At 61.1% G+C, this 15,040-nt stretch carries 13 protein-coding genes; 3 read left to right on the top strand and 10 right to left on the bottom strand.

Annotated elements, in window-relative coordinates:
* Positions 1-51: 51 nt before the first annotated feature.
* The 4 genes from VMH22_11200 to VMH22_11185 are packed head-to-tail and all read right to left on the bottom strand — an operon-like array spanning position 52 to position 5,780.
* Entirely contained in the window at positions 52-1,713 is a 1,662-nt protein-coding gene (locus tag VMH22_11200; protein ID HTW92264.1) for an N-6 DNA methylase, read from the bottom strand.
* Entirely contained in the window at positions 1,695-2,441 is a 747-nt protein-coding gene (locus VMH22_11195) for a hypothetical protein (protein ID HTW92263.1), read from the bottom strand. Before VMH22_11195 ends, VMH22_11200 begins: the two co-directional genes overlap by 19 nt.
* Positions 2,438-3,544 carry a hypothetical protein gene (locus tag VMH22_11190; protein ID HTW92262.1) on the bottom strand — a complete coding sequence of 369 codons (1,107 nt, stop codon included), beginning with the start codon at positions 3,542-3,544 and terminating at the stop codon, positions 2,438-2,440. The genes VMH22_11195 and VMH22_11190 overlap by 4 nt, the downstream gene beginning before the upstream one ends.
* Positions 3,534-5,780 carry a sensor histidine kinase gene (locus tag VMH22_11185; protein HTW92261.1) on the bottom strand — a complete coding sequence of 749 codons (2,247 nt, stop codon included), beginning with the start codon at positions 5,778-5,780 and terminating at the stop codon, positions 3,534-3,536. Before VMH22_11185 ends, VMH22_11190 begins: the two co-directional genes overlap by 11 nt.
* A 1,080-nt stretch (positions 5,781-6,860) precedes the next feature.
* Here VMH22_11185 and VMH22_11180 point away from each other — a divergent pair.
* Positions 6,861-7,130: a type II toxin-antitoxin system Phd/YefM family antitoxin gene (locus VMH22_11180; protein ID HTW92260.1), complete on the top strand. Its 270-nt coding sequence runs from the start codon at positions 6,861-6,863 to the stop codon at positions 7,128-7,130.
* A complete protein-coding gene (locus VMH22_11175; GenBank protein ID HTW92259.1) occupies positions 7,054-7,353 on the top strand; it encodes a type II toxin-antitoxin system RelE/ParE family toxin in 300 nt (99 codons plus the stop codon). Before VMH22_11180 ends, VMH22_11175 begins: the two co-directional genes overlap by 77 nt.
* Positions 7,354-7,441: 88 nt before the next feature.
* Here VMH22_11175 and VMH22_11170 read toward each other — a convergent pair whose 3' ends face one another.
* On the bottom strand, positions 7,442-7,861 hold the full coding sequence (locus VMH22_11170) for a hypothetical protein (protein HTW92258.1): 420 nt from the start codon (positions 7,859-7,861) through the stop codon (positions 7,442-7,444).
* 291 nt (positions 7,862-8,152) lie between these two features.
* Here VMH22_11170 and VMH22_11165 point away from each other — a divergent pair, with 291 nt between their 5' ends.
* On the top strand, positions 8,153-9,865 hold the full coding sequence (locus VMH22_11165) for an AarF/ABC1/UbiB kinase family protein (GenBank protein ID HTW92257.1): 1,713 nt from the start codon (positions 8,153-8,155) through the stop codon (positions 9,863-9,865).
* A gap of 65 nt (positions 9,866-9,930) precedes the next feature.
* Here VMH22_11165 and VMH22_11160 read toward each other — a convergent pair whose 3' ends face one another.
* The 5 genes from VMH22_11160 to galE all read right to left on the bottom strand — a co-directional run bounded on the left by VMH22_11160 (position 9,931) and on the right by galE (position 14,940).
* Positions 9,931-10,443, bottom strand: coding sequence for a thioredoxin domain-containing protein (locus VMH22_11160; protein HTW92256.1), 513 nt, complete (start codon positions 10,441-10,443; stop codon positions 9,931-9,933).
* Between the two features lie 93 nt (positions 10,444-10,536).
* On the bottom strand, positions 10,537-10,878 hold the full coding sequence (locus VMH22_11155; GenBank protein ID HTW92255.1) for a hypothetical protein: 342 nt from the start codon (positions 10,876-10,878) through the stop codon (positions 10,537-10,539).
* Between the two features lie 42 nt (positions 10,879-10,920).
* Positions 10,921-12,903 (bottom strand): M1 family metallopeptidase, encoded by a 1,983-nt coding sequence (locus VMH22_11150; GenBank protein ID HTW92254.1) that lies wholly within the window; start codon positions 12,901-12,903, stop codon positions 10,921-10,923.
* 30 nt (positions 12,904-12,933) lie between these two features.
* Positions 12,934-13,920, bottom strand: a complete 987-nt coding sequence (locus VMH22_11145; protein ID HTW92253.1) for an aspartate-semialdehyde dehydrogenase — start codon at positions 13,918-13,920, stop codon at positions 12,934-12,936.
* A 45-nt stretch (positions 13,921-13,965) separates the two neighbouring features.
* Entirely contained in the window at positions 13,966-14,940 is a 975-nt protein-coding gene (gene galE, locus VMH22_11140; GenBank protein HTW92252.1) for a UDP-glucose 4-epimerase GalE, read from the bottom strand.
* Positions 14,941-15,040: the final 100 nt, after the last annotated feature.

Raw genomic sequence — 15,040 nt, 5'->3', positions numbered from 1 at the left:
GCGGGCGTGTCAGATGGACGAACGGAATCTGGTGGACTTCACTGTTACGTGTCACTTCGCTTGGCGGAGCGTCCGAAGCGCCATCGTGGCTTCCTGAAACTGCTGGGCGAGTCGCTTGCCCGCACGAAGAACCCCACGCAGGACCAGTTCGTCGGCCACCGACTGAGCCTGTGCCCAGTCGCCAGTTGAGAGCAGCTTGCTCACTTGTCTAAAGCAACGACTCACGTCCTCAGCCGACGCATCAGACACGACAACTGAGACCTTGCGCGCGTCGCGCGGTTCCAACTTCAGCGCTCCTCCCGCGTAGACCCGGCCAGCCAACTCTGCGCTGAGCGAACCAAGGCTGCTCACGACGGACAAGGCTACGAGTTCCGCCTGTGTCGTGGTCATCGGCGGCTTCCAGTTGATCCTGTAGAGCGTATTTGTGCAGTCCAGGCGCCAACCATTCAGGATGAGTCGGGGGTATGGTCCCGAAAGCGGGGTCAGGAACGCATCCGGTGGAACCTGCGGACCAAGGACAAACCAGGGCTCGCGTGCCTTGCACTTGTAGGCTGTCTTCGCGCGCCGGGCCGCTTTCGATTGGAGGTAGACTCGGACCCCTGTCCTTTCATCGCCTTCCCTCAGCAGAAGAAGCTCGCATGGCTCGCCGTTTCGCCGCAGCGCCTCAAACGACTTGCGATCGGCAACAAGGCCTTCCACGCCCCGGACACCGGACAGAATCCTGTGTCTCTGTCTGGGGCGTGCCTTCAACTCACGCATGTGGCTCGAAGGGCGGACGAAGTAGTCGTTGGCTCCGGTAACCACGCCGAGCGAAATGTCTGCAATGTCACCAAGTGAGCGTACATGCGGGTCGGAACGGACTTGTTCCATCAGTTGCGATGAGTTCTCGGCGACAAGCTCACGACGCCACGCGTTCCTGTCGTTGAGCAAGGCGTGACCGTTCCACTTAGCCGGGACTTCGGATACAGCGGCTGACAGCGCATGAGCATCCCGTGCGCGTTCTACCGAAACGCCTTCATGGGCGTTCGACCAGCCATCGGCGAGGACAACGACTGACCGCTCTTCCGCTCCCTCAAAAAGCCTCTGGTCCATGATGATGACCCTGGTCCTGCCGAATCCCTGGAACAGCACAGCTCGCACCGTGTCGGCATAGTCAGTCGTGAGCAGTGACATAGGCAACACGAACGCCAACCTGCCACCCGGCTTGAGGCAGCGGACAGCATGCAACACGAAGTAGCCCCAGTAGCTCGATTTCTCCGACAGGTCGCACCCGCTCGACAGGGCCGCGTCACGGGCAACAATGCGGCGCGCCCCCTTCAATAGGTGATGGCGAACGTATGGCGGGTTGCCCACGACGACGTCGACGACAGGGCACTCATCGCTGCCTGGGGTCGTTGCCAGGAAATCCCGTGGGACGTGGAACCTGCCGGTTGCAGGCTGGCCTCTCATAAGCTGCGTCAACGACGTCAACGCTCGTCTGTCTTTGTCGAAGCCATGCAGGTTCTCGACCGGGCGGCGCGAACCAAGTGCTGCGAGCCGCTCGGCAGCGGCCTCCAAGAACGCGCAACCGCCGAAGCTGGGGTCCAGAACCGTATCCACCTTGCTCCTCACAGCCCACCGGCATAGCGCGGCGGCCACCCCATCTGGCGTGTAGTACCTACCGAGGCGCTTGATGTAGCCGGGCCGAACCGCTGTCACGAAGGTGCTGTGCAACAGAAGGAGTGGAAGCTCTCCGAACCCCGGCCCTGTCGGGTCAGCTCATGTAGCCGCTCCAAGTACTTCCCGAGGTAGGCGTCCTCAGAGGCCCTGAGAGCGATAGCCCAAGAGTCCTCTTCTGCAACGCTGTCATGCACCATCGGGAAGAAATGATACAGCACGAATTCGCATGTCTGGATAAGCCCCATGGGGTGATGGAAGAACCTAGGCAAGGTTTGATCTTCAGGGAACCGGAATTGCTCCTTGCCTTCCCGCCTACTCCCACCAATGTGAAAATGGCTCCAAGGCTCGCGAGCGCTACTGGCGGCGTCGAAGTGGAACCTGTGCATCACACGTCCCATGGCCGGGTCGATCTCGCGATGAATGCAGTTAGCGTCAAGGCTTTCCACAAACCAGACGGACTCGTCCGGCGTCCAGATCCGGACCACCACGCTGTGCCCATCAGCTGGCCTTCCTTCCTTGGGGGCAGGGAACACCCCCGAGATATCGACAGTAGTGTCGAACTTGACGTCTCTACTGTCGGAGGTTGTGCTTCTCCGGAAGCGAAGTGGCCTCTCTTGGGGGATTGTGAAATGCCACTTCTTCGGACTACGACTAACTTCTACCTGCGCGACGATAGAATCCAGGACTAGCCCGGCCGAGCTGTCGAGGACTTCCAACTCTGTCAATCGCTCTCGTATCGCTTTGATCTCTGCAAGCACGAGGGGGCTTGTGTAGCCGCTCACTGCGTCTTGTTGCGGATGTGGTCGATCAGTGACCTTGCATCAGGCGCGACCAGGGAAGGGTCAAACCCCTTGCGGGCCTCCCTGATGGCCCGGTAGGAAACGCGAGCCTCGTCCATAATCGCAGGCCGTGCATCGGGTCGGTAGGGCAGGGAGTACTCGCGTCTGACTGGTTCGCGAAGCACATAGCAGACGCAGTCCGCCGGTTCCTCTCCGGAGGAAGTGCAGTGCGAGAGCTTAGTAGCCCGGTTCTTCCTCCGCCACAGTTGTCCAAACGCCATGGGGGGACCAGGTTCCTTTGCGTCCAGCATGTACGTTGTCGCCTTCCTCAGGAGAAGCGACTTCCACCAACGTTTCGACTCCTCGAAGAACGGACCGCCATAGCGAGCTTCAGCAAAGAACTCGGCGACTTTGCTTGACCCAAATGAGCCCAGCGACAGTCCGAGGAAGCAAGCCGCTGTCAAATCATCATAAAGGATGCCCGGGTAGGCCATCAGCGTATGTCGAACCCACTGTGCGCCTTCGGTCACATCCCACCGGTTGGCGACGAGCGAAGGAGGAGGATCCGCCTTCAACAGCACGTCGAAGTCCGCCTCTCGCGCGCCCAAGAGAGCAAAGAGGCCTTGGCGCGTACGCATCCTCTTGGCGGCAAGCCGGCGATAGCCCGATACAACGGCACATATCTTGGCGACCGTGCCGTCGGGGTCACCGTGAATGTCCTCCTTGATTAGGAGGCCGTCAAAAGAACGCGGGGTGGCTTGGATGTGGATCAGCGGCTCTTCCTTCGTCAGTCTTCCGAGCGAGATCAAGAACACGGGCGTATCCGGCATCCGGTCCTTCTCCTTAAGTAGAGCGGCCAACGAGCTGCCTTGGCTCGGCAATACGTGCTGGCCTCTAGGGGGTCTAACGAGCCTGAAGTCAACAAGGACCACATGCGGCTTCTTGCTCAACGCATCGCGGACTGTCAGCTCCGGGCCGCGGTAGACGACCTCCACGACCGTCAGTCCTCCTATACCTTCCAGTGTCTCACGTATGTCAGCCATTTCGCGCGGCGTGTCCTCGATCAGTACGGCGCGCAGCGTTTCGTCACGGGCATCATGCTTCATATGGGATCCTCGCTTCGACTGCTGTGTTATACCCAGTGTCTGGTTCGACGAACCGGGCTTCTCCGCCGTAGAGCTCCACGAGGTCGCGTACAATTGTGAGCCCCATTCCGGTTCCCGTGCCGAGTTCAATGTTGGGCTCGCTCTCGCTGACGAATGGCATGAAGTAGTCAACCCACTTGTGGGGATCCGCTCCCTTGCCTGTGTCCGAGACACGAAGGACCAAATTGCCGCGGGAATCCTTGGCCGAAACGAACACTTCGCGCCGCTGGGTGTCCAAGACTGCTTTCAGGGCGTTCGTCAGGAGGTTCAACAGAATCGCCCCGAGTTCACACCTGTACATCGGCGGTGACACCAGCTCAGACGGAACCCCATTCTCAAGCGTGACGCCGTGTTCCTTGGCGAATGACTCAAAGGCCGCGAGGAAGTCGCGCACTAGTTCCCTGATGTTGTGAGGGATGCGCTTTGTCCGTGCTTCCTTGCCGGCCATCATCCCGAGAAGGTCGGCGAGCTGCCTAGCGTCGTCTAACCACTTGCCCAGCCCGGTCAGTTCCTTCTCAAGCTCAGGTCTGTAGGATCCCGGCAGGTGTTCAACGAGTCTGCCAAGTCTGTTTGACTTGGCCCGCAGCCCGGTCAGCACCTCAAGTAGCTGGTGGTCGATGACGCTTATCATCGTCCCGGTGGAAGCCAAAACGCGCAACATCTGTATCTCGCCGATCCGTTCCTGTTCCTCCTCGGCAATTGCCTCGGAGGCAGCATCCAATAGGTGCAGAGCCTCGCGCGTCTTTTCTACGCCGATCTTCTCACCTAGCGTCACAAGACTCGTCTTTGTCGTCTCCAGAAGCTGCGCGGGCGACTGCCTTCTCACGCGGCGCTGCACACGGCGTACAGCCCGACGAGCTACACTTCGGCGGGCGTACTGGACCGTAAGCCAGTCGATGCCAAGCCGTACAAACTTCTTGAGTTCCTCGAACGCTGCATCCTCAACCAGACCTTCCCGGTCTGCTGCTATCCTGAACTGCGGATGCTTTTCGCGCAAAAGCTGAACTTGCCCAAACAGCTGCATGTTTCCTGGCAATAGGAGCATCGGACGCTCCAGTCCTTCCACGGTCCCCTCGAGCTCTTCCGGGGTAGTGGTCCACCTTCTGGCTCTGTCCTCGTCTAGGTGGAGCCAGTCATCACCTTTCGTTCCGTATGGTGCTATGCGGAAACGGTCCAGTCGGATGCTCACGCCGCCGTACTCACGACCCAGCAGCCTCGCTTCTGGTAGGCTGAAGGCAGTTTCTTCGTATTCATCAGATGTGAATGCGAAGTAGTATGCCACCAAGTTCACATGCGCTATTCCCGGGTACGTCTGACCTGGCGGAGTCCAAGCGAATTCCTGGGCCTTGATTTCGTCGTGCCCACGTCGGAATGTGACGCGGAATCGAGCTTTCCCGTCCGCATCGACTTCTCCCCTTAGGACCGCCACCGCCATCTTCAGGAATTCCTCGTCTAGGCCTCCAGCGAACTTCGGAAACTCAGGTGCGTCAAATTGAACCGAGAATCCAGGATCCGCCAAACGCCCCGTGGCGTGCGTGGAGATCGGGCCAAACAGAGGATTGACAACACGAAGGACTTCTCGCTGGAGTTCCTTCATCGCATCTTCGGTCCACGCGTCTCGTGCTTCAGTCATCTTGAGAGTCAGCCCCGTAGCCACGTTCGGTTCCACCGATGTTCGTTCGTAGACGACCGGCACGGACTGCACATCCATGCCGGGCTTGAACGCGGCCCAGTCGAAGTGAATGGTGGTCTGCTCGCGGGGTTGGCCTACTCCCGTGTCCACGACGGAAACCAGTTCCAGTTTGTTCGCGAGTCGTCGCGCGGCGAACCTGCCGATGCCCTTGGCACCCGCCCGCGGGCGTTTGTATCGCGGTGACTCGGGGTGGAGTTTCTTGTCGGTCGTGGCGATTCTCATCCAGGTTTCCTGGAGTCGGTCGAATGGTATGCCGCTGCCCTCGTCGACAATTGTAATCTCGCCGCCTGGTCTCTTGACGTTCTTAAACTCGACAATCGCGTACGTGGAATCGGCGTCGTACGAGTTCTTTACCAGCTCGGCCAAAGCCACCCAAGGCTTGCTGACCAGTTCTTCTCCGAGTTGAAGAAGTAGTCCGCTGTCGACCTCAAATCTGAACTCTCCCTGCTTCAATTGAGTGTCCTCTGCCCGCTGGTTTCCGGCAGGGGGTTGCTGTCCTTTCATGCCCCTGATGATATTCGCAGGTCGTGCTGGGTCAAGCGCAGTTCAGGTCAATCATGGAGGATTGGCGGGCGATTCCATCCCTGTCATGGCCGATAGCTGTGTTCAATCGAAGGACCTTAAGTGCCGGACTACGGCCTGAACGCGGGTAGCCAAATCCCTCGGCAATTGTATGGCCATTGCAGAAGTGAGGATAGATAACACGCGGCATAAGTCAAGCGGACGAGGGCAAGACAGCTACCGGCTGACAGCCGACAGCCAGCGGCCGAAGCCAGAGTCAGACATCAGAATGCGGGATTCCGCGATTCTCGGCCAGCCATGTCGCGCGGTTCGTCATGAACCGGGTGCAGTGTGGCGAACCGCGGCACGAGGTTTATATACTTCTTGGGCTACAGGCCGCCGGGACTGACTTCGGGCCGAAAAGAGCAAAAAGAACTGTGGGTTTGGTGATTCTTCCCGGTAGGGCGTAAACTCATCACTCTCAGTCGGTTAAGTCCTGTCGGTTAGCGGAAAGGCCGCATATAGGGGTCGCCTGGGGGCTAGCCTTCCAAGGAGCGTTCGAAGAAGCCCTGAAACAAGCCTTGAAATGAGCTTTGAACTGAGCTTTCAGAAGAGCTTTGACGCGAGCTTTCGACTGAGCTTTGTAGCGAGCCATGTGAGAAGCAATGCGCTGAGCTTTGAGATGAGCGATGCGCGAAGCGATGTGACGAGCATTGAGATGAGCGATGCGCGAAGCGATGCAGTAAGCCTTCGAGTAAGCGTTCTATGGTACTTTCTCGCGAGCTTCCAGACGAGCTTTCTGACGAGCCTTCATCGTAGCTTTGAGCTGTGTGCTTGAGGGTCTAGTGGGCAAGGAATCAAGGACAAGAGGACCCCAGAGACCGGAAGGCGGAAGTGGTAAGTCAGGCGTCTAGGATTCCAGGATTCGAGGGGTCGAGTGAGGGACCAGGGACAAAGGGATGGAGCGGTTGAAGACCGAAGTGCTGGGTCAGCGGCCCGCGCGCGCGGCGTGGGCAAAGTCGTTGAAGCAGGTGCGCCGACGGGCGCGGCTTGACTACGCCGGCATTTAGGCCACAATTCCGTATGGCATCACGAGAGCGAGAATTCGTGTATCGCGACGGCAGACCGGCGGCCGTGATCCTCGACATCGCCGAGTACGAGGAGTTGCTTGAGCGGGCAGAGGACTTGGAGGACCTGCGAGCCCTGAGACGGATGCGTGAGCGTCCGCTGCGGTTCCGCAGCCTGTCCGACGTCCTTGCCCGGTGTCCGCAGGACGATGCCGCCGACTTCACCGCCCGCGACGCGCAGCCGTCGACTCCCCGTGTACGTCGTCCTTCTCGAATCCGCCGCTGAACGCAGCCTGCGGCGTCTCGACTCTTCTGTTTTCCGGCGTGTGGGGAGCGCGCTTCGATCCCTAGCCGACAACCCGCGTCCGCATGGCTGCCGGAAACTCACCGGTTCGCACCGCGACTGGCGCATCCGGGTCGGGGACTACCGTATTGTCTACGAGATAGACGACGACGTGCGCGAAGTCAGGGTAATGCGTATACGTCACCGCCGCGAAGTCTACCGCTAGACCGCAGTCCGTTTCAGAGTCAGGTTGCGGGAGCCCCGTTGGCAGCAGCGACCTGTGCTCATCTGTAGTGGCAGATGGTCCGTGCGGGCTAGAGCGTGGCGAGCTTGGATTCGAAGCCGGCGACGAGGAACTTGCTGCCCTTCTTGACAACCTTGTGGCCTTCAGCGGCAAGGAGTTTCTTCAGGGCCGGGATGCCGCCGGGATACTTGGGGTTCAGCTCGCCGCCGGACTTGAGCGTGCGCCAGTAAGGCGTGATGTCCGTCCGGCCCTCGGCCTTCGCTTCTTCGGCCGCGTGTGCGGCAATCCAGGCGAAGATGCCGGTCGTCATCGGGCAGGCGATGTCGGTGCCGTGCTTCTTTGCGAGGCAGGCACGGATTTCGTTGATGGTCGCGAGTTTGCCCTTCGGCACTCGGCGCATCACCTCGTCTACTTCTGCGGGAGATGGAATGACCATCGTCTTGGGCAGGTCTTTGGCGTCGGCCAGCTTCTCTCGCCAGGTCTTGTTCATCGGTTCATGGTAGGCCGGGCTGGCCCGGATGTCAAATCCGAATACCGGAGACCGAGATTGAACCACCAAGAACGCCAAGGTTCCGAATTCCGCTCCTCAGATTCCTCCTCAGCCCCTAACCTCAGAATCTGCGGATCTCCCATCCCACTCCGGGCCATCTGCGTCATCTGCGGTTGCACAGCCGAACTCGATTCAGCCTTTCCGGCTTCATCCCTGCGGCGGCTCTGCCGTTTGACTCCGCTCAGCCAGCCGGCTATCATCAGATGCGAGCTACTGAGATGAGGAGATATCTTGCCTGAGAACCCGGAAGAGCCCTGTCTGCAGCCCACACCGATGCCGAGTTTCGACCCGTTTGGTTGGCTGAAGGGTCGACGCCAGCTAAGTCGCGTGCGGCACATCGGTGCCGTGCTGGTGCGCTACGGGCTCGCCGAGCTGGCGGCTCGGCTCGGGCTCGAAGGCCGGCTGAAACTGGGGCACAAAGCTTCGCCCGACGTGGCCGTCCTCACTGAGCCGGAGCGACTGGTCAAGGCGCTGGAAGAGCTCGGGCCCACGTTCATCAAGCTCGGACAGATGCTTTCCACCCGACCCGACATCCTGCCTCCCGACTACCTGAAGGCGCTGACGAAACTGCAGGATAACGTCCCGGGTATCTCGTACGAGGAAGTAGAGCGCGTCATCGCCACGGAGGCGTGCCGTCTACCCGCCGATATCTTCGCTGAGTTCGACCGCGCGCCGCTCGCGGCTGCGTCCCTTTCGCAGGTCCACCGCGCGAAGCTCAAGACCGGCGAGGAGGTCGCGGTCAAGGTCCAGCGGCCGGGCATCGCGGCGATGATTGACGGCGACCTCGCCATCCTCGCGTCGGTCGCCAGGTTCATCGAGCGGCATCAGCCCGACCTCGCTGTCCATGACCCAGTTGGCCTTGTCGCCGAGTTCGACCGGAGCATCAGGCTCGAACTCGATTTCGTCCACGAAGGCCAGAACGCCGACATCTGCCGCCGCAACTTTGCCGACGACAAGAGGGTGGCAATACCGAAGGTCTACTGGGACTACACCACGCGTCGGTTGCTCGTGCTGGAGCTCTTCACGGGCGTGAAGGCAACCGACGCGGCCGGACTCCGGCAGGCGGGCGTCGACCGGCACAAACTCGGGCAGTCCGGCGCCAGCGTGTATATGAGGATGATATTTGAGCACGGGTTCTTCCAGTCCGACCCGCACCCCGGCAACCTCGTCGTGATGTCCGACGGCAGGCTGGGCGTGATCGATTACGGTATGTTCAGCCGCATCGACGACGACACGCGCGACCTGCTCGTAGACGTGCTGCTTGCCGCCTACCGGCAGGACAGCAACCGTTTGTTGCGGCTGGTGCTCAAAGTGGGCTCCAAGACCGCGCAGGTCGAAGAATCCGCTCTGCACACCGACATCAAGGACCTGCTCGACCGGTACTACGGCGCGAGTCTGCGCGAACTCTCGTTCGGCCGGGTATTGCGCGAACTGCTCGCCGTCATCCGCCGGCACCGTATTGCGGTCCCGGCCGGGCTCGCGATGGTCGTACGCGGCCTCGCCACGGTCGAAGGGCTCGGCCTGCTCATCGACCCGGATTTCAACTTCGTGGAGGAGATGAAACCGTTCCTCGAACGGCTGGCATGGCGCCGGTTCGGACCGCTGGGCTGGTTCAAGGACCTGCGTCGGTACGAGGCCGACTTCGAATCGCTCGCTCGCGACCTGCCCGCCGACCTGCGCCAGATAAGCGGCTGGCTGAAGAAAGGCGAGATCAAGCTCCAGATCGACCACGAGGAGCTGCGCCAGGTGGCCCGCAACCTGAGCCGTTCCAACAACCAGCTTGCCGCGGCCATCGTGCTGGCGGCGATAATCATCGGCGCGTCGCTGCTCGTGGTGGCGGCGCCGACCGCGCTCAAGTCCCTCGTGCCCGTCATCGGCATCGCGGCTTTCCTCGGAGCGGCCGCCATCGGCGTCTATCTGCTCGTCGCCATAATGCGCCGGTAGAGAACCGCTCTGACAGGAAAAGCGGGAGCTTTCGCTCCCGCACTCCAAAGAAACGCCTTCAGTAACTACTGGATGAAGCCGTGGGCCTTGAAGCGGTTCACGATGGTGTCCTTCGGTACGAGGCCGACGCTGCGGGAGAGTTCGTTGCCCTTGGCGTCGAGGAAGACCAGTGTGGGTATCGCCTGGACGTTGAACTTCTGGGCGAGGTCCTTGTTCTGGTCCACGTCAATCGACTTGATCTCTACTTTACCAGCGTACTCGGTCTCCATGGCCTCGATGGTCGGCTTCAGTTGCCTGCATGGCGGGCACCACGTTGCCCAGAAATCCCAGAGTTTGGGAAGGTCGGTACTCGCCTGGGTCTGAGCAACTGCCTTCGGCTGAGCCTGGGTGGCGGCTTGAGGCTGAGCCGGCGGAGCGGCCGGTGTCTGGGCCTGGGCTTGAGCCGACGGCGGTGTCTGCGGCTGTGACTGGGCCTCAGTCTTGACCGGTGGCTGCGGGGCCGCACTGGAACTCGGTTTTGGGGCACAGCCTATGAGAACGACCGTGGCAAGGACTGCCAAAAGGGTCAACGTACGCATCAAGTTTCTCCTTTGTGAGTGATCTTAGGTCGACAAGAGGGCAATACGGTCAGGACCACGCAGCCGTTAGACGCCATGGGGTGGTGGACGGTTCTATTTCTGCTCCGGCGGCGGCGGGTTGCCCTCCAGCAGGACGGTATTCGAGTGCAGTCCGACCACGGCGAAGAGCGGGATGTTCCACAGCCACTCGTACCAGGTATAATAGCTCTTGACGCGCAACTGACCCAGATTGGCCATGCTGACCCAGGCAGCGGTGTTAACGCTGTTCAGCGGGATGAGTCCCCACAAGAAGGACCACTGCCGGAGCGTTATCTTGACCGTTGCCGGTTCGTTCGACATCAGCGTGACGGTCTTGCCCGGCGGGGCTTTCACGTACACAACGCTGCAGTTGACGAGCAGCAGACAGGCCAACGCGAACAACGCGAGTCGATACATAGAACCTCCTGGAATGTCAGTCTACGCCCGTCGTCCGTGTTGTCAACGGGCAATGACAACACGCGCCGGCAGCCCCGTGCCGGCAGAGCGCACGAAGTAGATTCCGGGCGCGAGCCCGGAGACGTCATTCGGGCCGGGTCTCAGGTCCAGCACCTTCCGCCCTGCGATGTCCAGCAGCTCGCTAGTCGCCATTCGCCGTTCGCCATTCGCCAATCTCAGAACGCCGTGAACTATGGTTGGTCCGACATTCATCATTCGCACTTCGTCATTCGGCATTTCCTCGATGCCGGTCGCCACGTGGCAACTGTCGAGGACCCAGTTGTCAGGGTCGGGCGTGATGCTCAGCGGCTGCGCTGTCAGCACGAAGGTATGGACCGCCACGGTGTCCTGCGGATAGAAGGTGTACATCACGCTCTCACCCGCGCAGTTGAGGCGTACCGGGTACGGCATATGGAACAGCCGGGCCGAGTTGGTGTCGTTGTGCTGGGCCAGCCTGGCGATGACATGCCAGTAGGGGCCGACCAGCTGTTTGTCCCAGGTGATGGTGTACTTCGGATAGCCGCGGTCGTAGACCCATTCGTTGAAGAACCTGGCAAGGCTCTGCCCGTAGAAGTGCTCGTTGATGCGCTCGAAGTCCGCGGTCGAGGCGGTGCCGTACTTGAAGCTGTCCCCGTAGGCGCGCAGGGCCTGGAACATGACGCCGGGGCTCTGCCATGCCGTGTCACCCTCGACGAACTGCAGCATGCGCAGCACCCATGAACCCTTCGAATAGATGACGCCGCTGTTGTAGACGTCGGCCGGAGCCGGGTTGTAAATCGGGAAGTCGCGGCTGCGGTGCTGGTTGAAGTAGTCGGTCGCCTTGGACACGATGTAGGAGTTGAACTGGGAGCGGCTGTTCATGTGGCCATCGTAGAGGCACTCGGCCCAGGTCGCGAACCCTTCGTTGAGCCAGACGTTCGCAAAGTCCACGCAGGTGACCATGTCGCCCCACCACATGTGAGACATCTCGTGGGCCATGCCCACCGGGTCGCCGCTGCGCAGCCATTGGGTGTGGATCATCGTCATGGTCTGGTTCTCCATGCCGCCCCACGGGAATCCGTAGTAGCCCGGGACCATGCCGTACTTCTCAAAGGGGTACGGTCCGAACCGGGTTGAGTCCGAGAAGTAGGTCATCATGTCGGGGACCTTGCCGAAGTTCGTCACGGAGGCACTCGAGTCCTCGGGCCAGATGAAGTACTTGGACGGCAGAGTATCCCCGGTCTGCAAGAGGATGTTCTGCTGCCAGGTAGCGAACCGCGAGGCGGAGAAGACGATGAGGTAGGTCGCGATGCTGTGGGGATGGTGCCAGAACCAGGTCTTCGTGTGTCTGGCGGTGTCGGCCTTTGCCGAGTCGAGCAGGCCGTTGGCGCAGGTCTGGAACGAATCGGGCACGGTGAGGTTCAAGTCGACGCCTCGTTCGGCCTTGTCGCTGGGTTCATCATAGCACGGCATCCAGTAGCGGGCCAGTTCGGGCGCGGTGCAGGTCATACAGTACGCGTGGGTGACGGTTGGCGGCTTGGCGAAGTAGTAGCCGGTGTCGGCGGTGGCGGAATCGCGGTGGTAGAAGATGTCGAGGACAGTGGAGTCGCCGAGGGGAAGCGGATTGTCCAGTTCGACCGCGAGCAGGCCCGCAGGCGTCGTGAAATTGAGCGGTACGCCGAGACGCTTCGCCGAGTCGCAGACGAGGTTCACGAAGTTAAGCGTGCAGACAAGTACCGTCGGCACGTCGCTGCGGATGGAAAGCGCCTCGTGCGCGACGTATGACTGGTTGGTCATCGGCAGGTTGATGTCCAACCGGTAGTGGCGTACGTTGTACGAATGGAGTGACTCCGCAGCCGGGCCAATCCTCGTTTCTCGTTCGTCGTTTGTCGTTCTTCGTTCCACGAGGGCCCCCGGCTTGCCCACGAGCCACGGTTGGTCGAACCAGGCGCCGGACTGGGCAAGCCCTGCTAGTGCCAGCACCGACAGCAACGCCAATGTCCTCATCTCGACTCCTCCCTCCTCACTCCTCTCTGCTCACTTCTCCAGTAGCTCCGCTATCTGCACAGCGTTGGTGGCCGCGCCCTTGCGCAGGTTGTCGGTGACCACCCACATGTTGATTTCCTCCGGCTCAGCGCCCTGGCGAACTCGGCTCACGAAGACGGAGTCGTTGCCGCGACATTCGGCCGGCGTTGTGTAGTCGTGACCCGAGCGCAGAACGACGCCTGGCGCAGACTTGAGAACGCGCGTGGCTTCCTTGTGCTTCACTTCCTGGCTGAACCGGCACGTCACCGCCAGCGAATGTCCGACGGAGACCGGAACGCGCACGCAGGTCGAGTTCACCTTCAGGCCGGGCAGGCCGAGGATCTTGGCCGTTTCCTTGATTGTCTTTGTCTCCTCGCCGGTATTGCCGTGCGAGTCGAAGTCGGCAATCTGCGGGACGATGTTATCCGCGATCTGCGGGCCGAGCGGGCTGTCCTTGGCGTCGGGTTTCTGCTTGAGGGCGACGAACTCGGTCTCATACTGAAGCTGTTCGGCCGCGGCCTTGCCGGCACCGGAAACCGACTGATACGATGCGAGCCAGATTCCCTCAAGTCCGAACTCCTTGTGCAGCGGGTTGACCGCAACCACCAGCGGGATGGTCGTGCAGTTCGGATTGCCGATGATGTTTTCATGCCCCCTTAGCGAGTCGGGGTTGACCTCGGGCACGACCAGCGGCACGGTGGCCTTCAGCCGGAACTCGCTCGACTTGTCGATGACCGGGCAGTGCTTCGCGACCTGCGGCACGAGCTTCCTGGCCAGGTCGGCCTCAAGGCAGAAGAAGGCGACGTCAAGGCCCTTGAACCCGTCCGGGTCGACCTCTCTTACCTCGTACTCCCGGTCACGGAACTTCAGCCTGGTGCCCGCGCTCCTGGCCGAGGCGAAAAGCCGCAGGTCTTCAATCTCGTGCGGACCGGATTCAAGTATGCGCAGCAGCGTCTCGCCCACGAGCCCGGTCGCGCCGGCAATTCCGATTCTCTTCATGCCTGCCTCCAATTCGTAATTGGGAATTGGTACTTGGTCATTCACCTACTCCTCGTATCCTTGTGGGTGTTGCCGGTGCCATTCCCACGCATCGGCAATCATCTGTTCGAGGTTCTTCTCCGGCCTCCAGCCCAACTCGCGGCGTATCTTGTCCGACGACGCGATGAGGACAGGCGGGTCGCCGGGGCGGCGCGGCCCGACCTTTAATGGTAGCTTGCGGCCAATGGCTCTCTCGGCGGCTGCGAAGACCTCGAGGTTCGAATAGCCGTTCTCGCTACCGAGGTTGTAGACGACGCTCCGGTCCTCGATGGCTGCCATCGCCAGTAGGTGGGCGCGCGCGAGGTCGTGGACGTGGATGTAATCGCGGATGTTGGTGCCGTCCCGGGTTGGATAGTCGTCGCCGAACAGCTCGAACGTCTTGCCCGCGTGGAGCGCGCTGTGCAGAATGTCGGGAACAAGGTGCGTCTCCGGTCGGTGGTCCTCCCCGAGGCCCGAGTATGCACCGGCCACGTTGAAGTAGCGGAGCGCGGCGTGGTGCATTCCGTACGCCTTGCCGTACTCCTCAAGCAGGGATTCGAAGACCATCTTCGTGCTGCCATACGGGTTGACGGGCCGAAGCGCGTCTCCTTCGGTGATCGGCGTCCGTTCGGGCGCGCCGTAGACCGCCGCGCTCGAGGAGAAGACGAACCGCTTCACACCCGCGCGGCCGGCGGCGCTCAGCAGGTTCGTGCCGAAGGCGACGTTGTTCTCAAAGTAAAGGTCCGGCTTCCGGACTGACTCGCCGACCTGCGAGAGCGCGGCAAAGTGCATCACACATTCGGGCTGCGCCTCCGCAAAGACGCGGTCCAGCGCCACGCGGTCGCCGACGTCGCCGACAACCAGCCGCGCAGGGGCCGTGACAGCGGCGCGGTGGCCGCGCGAGAGATTGTCGAACACCGTGACATGATGACCGGCTTCAAGCAGCACCTTGGTCGTCACGCTGCCGATGTAGCCGGCCCCGCCGGTAACGAGGACTCTCATCAAGCTAATATACCAATCGGCTCAGGCGCATGCAAGAACCGGGAAAGGAATTAACCACGAAGACACCAAGGCACCAAGCAAAGGCCCTGAGTTCCGGACA

It is taken from the genome of bacterium, from assembly GCA_035505375.1.
Classification (GTDB): domain Bacteria; phylum Hydrothermota; class Tepidihabitantia; order Tepidihabitantales; family Tepidihabitantaceae; genus UBA2258.
This window is presented reverse-complemented; position numbering and strand designations above follow the sequence as displayed.

Bases quoted from the DNA above. Each gene is read 5' to 3' on its own strand.
- VMH22_11190 (HTW92262.1), bottom strand. From the start codon at position 3,544: ATGAAGCATGATGCCCGTGACGAAACGCTGCGCGCCGTACTGATCGAG.
- VMH22_11185 (HTW92261.1), bottom strand. From the start codon at position 5,780: ATGAAAGGACAGCAACCCCCTGCCGGAAACCAGCGGGCAGAGGACACT.
- VMH22_11180 (HTW92260.1), top strand. From the start codon at position 6,861: ATGGCATCACGAGAGCGAGAATTCGTGTATCGCGACGGCAGACCGGCG.
- VMH22_11175 (HTW92259.1), top strand. From the start codon at position 7,054: ATGCCGCCGACTTCACCGCCCGCGACGCGCAGCCGTCGACTCCCCGTG.
- VMH22_11170 (HTW92258.1), bottom strand. From the start codon at position 7,861: ATGAACAAGACCTGGCGAGAGAAGCTGGCCGACGCCAAAGACCTGCCC.
- VMH22_11160 (HTW92256.1), bottom strand. From the start codon at position 10,443: ATGCGTACGTTGACCCTTTTGGCAGTCCTTGCCACGGTCGTTCTCATA.
- VMH22_11155 (HTW92255.1), bottom strand. From the start codon at position 10,878: ATGTATCGACTCGCGTTGTTCGCGTTGGCCTGTCTGCTGCTCGTCAAC.
- VMH22_11150 (HTW92254.1), bottom strand. From the start codon at position 12,903: ATGAGGACATTGGCGTTGCTGTCGGTGCTGGCACTAGCAGGGCTTGCC.
- VMH22_11145 (HTW92253.1), bottom strand. From the start codon at position 13,920: ATGAAGAGAATCGGAATTGCCGGCGCGACCGGGCTCGTGGGCGAGACG.
- galE (HTW92252.1), bottom strand. From the start codon at position 14,940: ATGAGAGTCCTCGTTACCGGCGGGGCCGGCTACATCGGCAGCGTGACG.